Genomic DNA, 5505 nt, shown 5'->3' with positions numbered 1-5505 from the left:
AATCAAAAAGTGCAGATCCAAGTCCGGCCGATATTCCACCGTAAACAGGTCCAAGCAAGATGCCGCCTAAAAGACAAAAGGCATTTCCTAAATGAAACATAGTTTGGCCTAGTGGTGTTGCTATAGGAATCTTAAAAAACCTAGTAAATATGTAGACTAGGGCTGTAAAAAGTGCCATGTAAACTAGTTTTTGTGTAGTTAATTTTTTCATTATAACTCCTTTTTATTTTCTATAATTTTGTCTTAATTAATATACCTTAAATAAGTAAAGTGTGAAATTTTTATCCAAATTTATAAATTTACTTCTAAAATCCAAGTTAAAACAAAAACCACTTTCTTTTCCCATAATTTTTAATTTACCCTTATTTTTGAAATCAAAAAGAAGCTAGAATCCTAGCTTCCCTTGAGAGTATATGAAAAAATTATTTGTTTTAGGCCCTAGCCTTTGCTACTTTGCTTTCCCTGTCGATTGCCTTTAGCCTATTTTCCTTGATTTCCTTCTTTCTATTATATTCGTGAACAATAAGTGATATTGTAACTATGGCGTAGGATATAAAGGTTCTTAGGAATTCTCCGACCATGGCATCACCTGTGACTTCCTTGCCTGCAAGAGGCATGATTATAAACATCAAGTGGAAAAGTGCTGTACCAACTATGGCGTTTACAATAGAAGCCTTAAGGATTGACGCACCTCCTACTAGAAGGGCTGCAGCAGCGTATAAGGCCGCCTGGTCAAGCCCTGCGTAGGTCGCAAGGGTGCCGATGTTTTGTAGATAGATAAGCTGGCCAAAGGCCGCAAGTACTGTAGAGTAAACAATTGATTTTACCCTAATTTTATCAGAATTTAGGCCTGAGTTGTTGGCTACATCTTGGTCAAGACCAACCGCTCTCATGTTTTGGCCAAGCTTGGTCTTTTTAAAATATATGATAAAAACACACAAGAGGGCAATGATAAAAATTGTCAAAACTGGTATATCAAACTTGATTTGGTCATTTCCAAGTGGGATTTGAATCCTATATTTTAGGGCATTATCTAGGGCACCTGCAGTTGTAAGTGTAATTGAGTTTTTAATTCCAACTCCAGATGAAAGAAGCATTGACTTATCTCTAATTGGGATAAGAGGTCCTGTTAAAAACATGATTACAAGCATATAAACGCCTAGCATAAAAAACGAAAGCATCATTGATGTAATCATTTCACGCCCCTTGGCCCTGTTTAGGACATTTCCTGAAAAGATTCCAAGGACTATTGCTATTGGAAGGGCAATCACAGCTGCCACAAGAATACCAAGTAGGCCTGTAAAGCCTAAATCTTGGGAGAATATCAGGCCTACCTGGGCAGCCATGGCCCCTAGAGGGATACCAAAGTTTATACCCATACCAGCAATGATTGGGATAATTAAGCTTAGAACTAGGAAGGTATTACGGACAAGCCTGTTTGCAAGCTCGCTTGTGATAAATCCTATCTGGGCACCGCTTAGGATGTAGCCAATCAAGGAAATTACCATAAACATTATTGGTACAAGGTGTCTAGTTGAAAATTTATTTTTAATCATTGTCGATCCTCCTTGTGAGGGCATAAACTATCATTCCATTTGTAATAATCAGCCTCATAACTTCGGATACGTCTATTGCTAAAAGTCCATTTATAACTGTAGGTGTGAGAGTAATTACACCTTGAAATAAGAGGGTGCCGATTATAACATGGCTAATTTTTGCCTTATTTAGGGTTGCCCCACCTATTAGAATTGACGCTACAGTCTGAAAAGTAAAGGACTTTGGCGCCTGGTAGAGCTGGATAAAGCCGTAGGATTGTTGGTAGACTACTATGCCTACTGCGGCAATTGCTGTTGAAAGGATAATGGCCTTTAGCCTTACCTTTTTGATATCAATACCGCTTGCCTTTGCGTATTCATAGTTAGAACCTACTACAGACATTGCTGTGCCTGTCTTTGTCCTAAATAGTCCCCAAACAAGGAGGGCCATGAGGGCGAAAAATAGGAGCATACCGATCGGAAGCCTCACTCCAAAAAGGTCAAAGGCCAAGAAGTCTGAAAGTAAGCCCACAGATTTGACTCCCCCTGAAGCATTTTTAACATTTTTCATCCAATAATCTCCAACTGGGATTTGCTGACGAAGGCCAGTTCCACCATAAGATAGGACAGAAACTGGGTTTTTAAACGGCAAAAATACATAGGCTATACACATAAAGGCTGTGAAAGAAAAGCCAACATAGGTTGAAATAAGCATCTCATCGCCAATAATTTTGTTAAGTAAAAGTCCATATATAAGACCAAAAACTACACCGATTAATGCACCGATTGCCATGGCTAAAAAGATTCCGGCAAAGCCTCCAATATTAAATTCTAGGGAAATGACTGCCCCTAAAATTCCCGCTACTATTCCAATTGGTATACCGAAGTTAAGGCCACAGCCTGCTTCGATCATTGGTATAAGGGATAAAACTAGGATTGCAAACATACCAAACCTTGCAATTACGTTTTTTAAAGAGCTTTTTATGCTGATTCCTGCGGCAGGAGCTGCTATAAATAAGCTTAGCAAAAATAGGCCTATTATGAATCTAGCTATACCTACTTTTGAAATAAATTCTTTGATTTTATTCATTTACTAGCTCCTCTCCACTCATCAAGAGACCAAAATCTTCAGCACTGGCACTAGGATCTAGGACGCCAACGATTTTGCCTTCGCAGACAACACCAATCCTATCGCAAACTGACTGAAGCTCCTCAAGTTCTGAGGAAATCATAACTATTGTCGTATTATTTTCTCTGTTGGCTTCTTTTAGGGAGTCGAGGACAAGCCTTTTTGCTCCAATGTCAATACCCCTAGTCGGCTCAGATACAAATAACAAGTCAGGTTCCATGGTAAAGGCCTTGGCCAGGCAAACTTTTTGCTGGTTACCTCCAGATAGCCTTCCCACAAGTTCATCAGGCCCCTGGGTTTTAATTGCAAGACTTTCTATATATTTATTGGCATTTTCTACAATTGCTTCATCGTCCCTAAATTTGAAAGTAAAAATCTTCTTTATAAAATTATCAAAAACTTCCATGGCATTAAAGGCAATATTTAGGGCAATATCTTCCCCTAGAAGAAGGCCAACTCCACGCCTATCCTCGGATACAAAGGCGATTTTTTTCTTTAAAATCGAGCTGGTATCAGAAAGCTTAAGCTCTTCTCCATTAAAAATGGCCCTGCCCTTTACTGGATATGTTCCCAAAATTCCATTTGCAATTCCGAGTTTGCCCTGGCCGGCAAGACCAGCTAGACCAAAGATTTCCCCACGTCTTACCTTGAAATTCGCATCGTAGACCATTTCTCCTGGCATTTCTACATAGAGATTTTGGGCCTCAAAAATTATATCATTCTCGTCAATTTTTCTCTTATCATCATCGACATAAGCTTCTCTATTTGATTTTCCCATCATCCAGCCTGCGATTTGCTTGATATTAAGGCCAGCAGCTGGCCTATTTTCAACTATTTCCCCATCCCTAAGGACAATCACCTTGTCACAAAGATCTAGGATTTCTCTTAGCCTGTGGGATATGAAAATAATTGCTATTCCCTTAGCCGCAAGTTTTTTGAGTGAAGAAATTAAAATATCTGCTTCACTTTCAGTCAAAACGGCTGTTGGCTCGTCCATTATTAAAAGTTTGATATTTTCTCTTTTTATTTCTCTTGCGATTTCTATAAATTGTTTGTGGCCAACAGGTAGTTCGCTTACATATTCACTTGGGTTTAGGTCTACCCCCAATTTATCAAGAGTTTCTTCTGTATCTTCGATATTGACCTTAGTATCTATTAATTCATAGGATTTACCAAAGACAGCTGACATGGGAGTTTTTTTGGTGCTTTCCATATTCAAAGTCACATTTTCAGCCACAGTAAAACCTGGTATAAGAGAAAATTCCTGGTGAACCATGCCTATACCTGCCTTTAGGGCGTCAGTTGGTTTTTTAAAGTAGATTTTTTCCCCATCAAGGATTATCTCTCCCTCATAGCCTCCAGCATCTTTTATAAATTCCATACCAAAGATAATATTCATGAGGGTTGATTTGCCTGCTCCGTTTTCTCCAACAAGGCCCACAACTTCTCCCTCATCAATAGTAAAATTTACATTTTTTAATACATTATTTTGACCAAAGCTTTTGCTTAGGCCTCTTATCTCCATTAACATGTCTAACTCACTTATCTTTTACTTAGCAAAGCCTAAGATGTGGCAAATATTCCACCCCTTAGGCCAAAAATCTAATCGAATTTTCCTTCGGATTCTTTTTGCTTTTCAACAATATCTTCAACGTTTACATTGATCTTTCTGTATTTTTCGTCAACTTTTTCTTCTGTCATGCCTAGGTAGCCTTTACCAAATACGTAAGTATCTTGGGCAACTAGGGCGTAATTAGGAAGTTCCTCTCCGTTTTCCATGTTGATCATGTTTGATACAGCCCAGCTTGCACCATCAGTTTTAGCTTCGAAAGCCTTTTTGATGTCATCTAGGTTTGTAATATCAGCATTGCCGTTTAATACGTCTATAACTAGGTCAACTGCTGCTACTGTACTGGTATATCCTAGCGAATATGCCCATGTACCCATTCTGCCTTCGCCACCTTTTTCTACAACCACTTCCTCAACTCTCTTAAGGATTGCTGGCCAGTCGCCTGCTATATCATCAAGACCTATAGAGAACGCTGATGGGTAACCCATGATTGGACTTGGAAGGTCTGGTTCAACAAAGATTGCTCCGCCTGCTGCAACTCCTCTTAGGAGTGGTTCTGTAAGGGCGTCGTTGGTTGTGAAAAATGCTGTATCTTTGCCATATTTTTCAATCCATGGTCCTATATTTTCAGCTAGGTATTGTTGGGCACCTGGTACACCGATATCTGTTGTTGGGTCTGGTGCATTTAGGGAAATAAATTCCAAACCTAAGTCTTTACAAGCTTCTTCCATGATAGCACGTCTAATGGCAAGAGTTTCTATTGCCATGTGCCTTGGGAAGGTGATGTGGGCAAATTTACTAGCGCCCATTTTCTTAGCTGCTAGAACCATTCTGTAGCCTCTTGAAATATTATCAGCATCCACAACTAGGTCTGAAACCTTTGAAGTCATTAGGATATCTTCTTGAGGTGTAAGGTTAACCAAGAGGATATCTGGTCTAGATTTTCTTATTTCTGTAAAGGCTGCAGTTGTACCTGGAACTGATTGGTTAACAATAATTGCCTTCATAAGAGGATCGTCAGCCATTGCCTTAATCTTAGAAATAGTTGTCTCCATCTCTGCCTCAAATTGGTCAGGGTATGTATCGTGAGCTATAACTCCACCTTCTGAAGCCTTGCCATATTTTTCTATAGCAGCTTCTGCTCCACGGAACTCATCCTCACCTTGAGAGACGGTTCCAGTTATTAGACCTATATGGTAGTCTTCGCCTTCTTTAAGCTGTTCGAACTCTGCCTTATTATTTACGGCAACTTCGCTAGCTTCTTTATCTTC

General features: G+C 39.4%; 5 protein-coding genes. All 5 read right to left on the bottom strand.

Annotation, left to right across the window (positions count from 1 at the left end):
- Nucleotides 1-211 (bottom strand): ECF transporter S component (locus Q0410_RS00065; protein ID WP_299031341.1); only part of this gene is annotated, 211 nt, incomplete at its 3' end.
- Between the two features lie 220 nt (nucleotides 212-431).
- The gene (locus tag Q0410_RS00060) at nucleotides 432-1556 is read right to left on the bottom strand and encodes an ABC transporter permease subunit (RefSeq protein ID WP_299031338.1); all 1125 of its coding nucleotides are present in this window, start codon (nucleotides 1554-1556) and stop codon (nucleotides 432-434) included.
- Nucleotides 1549-2625: an ABC transporter permease subunit gene (locus Q0410_RS00055; protein WP_299031335.1), complete on the bottom strand. Its 1077-nt coding sequence runs from the start codon at nucleotides 2623-2625 to the stop codon at nucleotides 1549-1551. The genes Q0410_RS00060 and Q0410_RS00055 overlap by 8 nt, the downstream gene beginning before the upstream one ends.
- Nucleotides 2618-4195: a sugar ABC transporter ATP-binding protein gene (locus Q0410_RS00050; RefSeq protein WP_299031332.1), complete on the bottom strand. Its 1578-nt coding sequence runs from the start codon at nucleotides 4193-4195 to the stop codon at nucleotides 2618-2620. The genes Q0410_RS00055 and Q0410_RS00050 overlap by 8 nt, the downstream gene beginning before the upstream one ends.
- A 71-nt stretch (nucleotides 4196-4266) precedes the next feature.
- Nucleotides 4267-5505 (bottom strand): DUF3798 domain-containing protein (locus Q0410_RS00045; RefSeq protein WP_299031329.1); only part of this gene is annotated, 1239 nt, incomplete at its 5' end.

This window comes from uncultured Anaerococcus sp. (genome assembly GCF_937934665.1).
In the GTDB taxonomy this organism is placed as follows: Bacteria; Bacillota; Clostridia; order Tissierellales; family Peptoniphilaceae; genus Anaerococcus.
Note: the sequence above shows the minus strand (reverse complement) of the source record. Positions and strands in the feature narration are given on the sequence as shown.

Excerpts from the sequence above, each read along its gene's own strand:
- Q0410_RS00060 (WP_299031338.1), bottom strand. The coding sequence starts at position 1,556 with ATGATTAAAAATAAATTTTCAACTAGACACCTTGTACCAATAATGTTT.
- Q0410_RS00055 (WP_299031335.1), bottom strand. The coding sequence starts at position 2,625 with ATGAATAAAATCAAAGAATTTATTTCAAAAGTAGGTATAGCTAGATTC.
- Q0410_RS00050 (WP_299031332.1), bottom strand. The coding sequence starts at position 4,195 with ATGTTAATGGAGATAAGAGGCCTAAGCAAAAGCTTTGGTCAAAATAAT.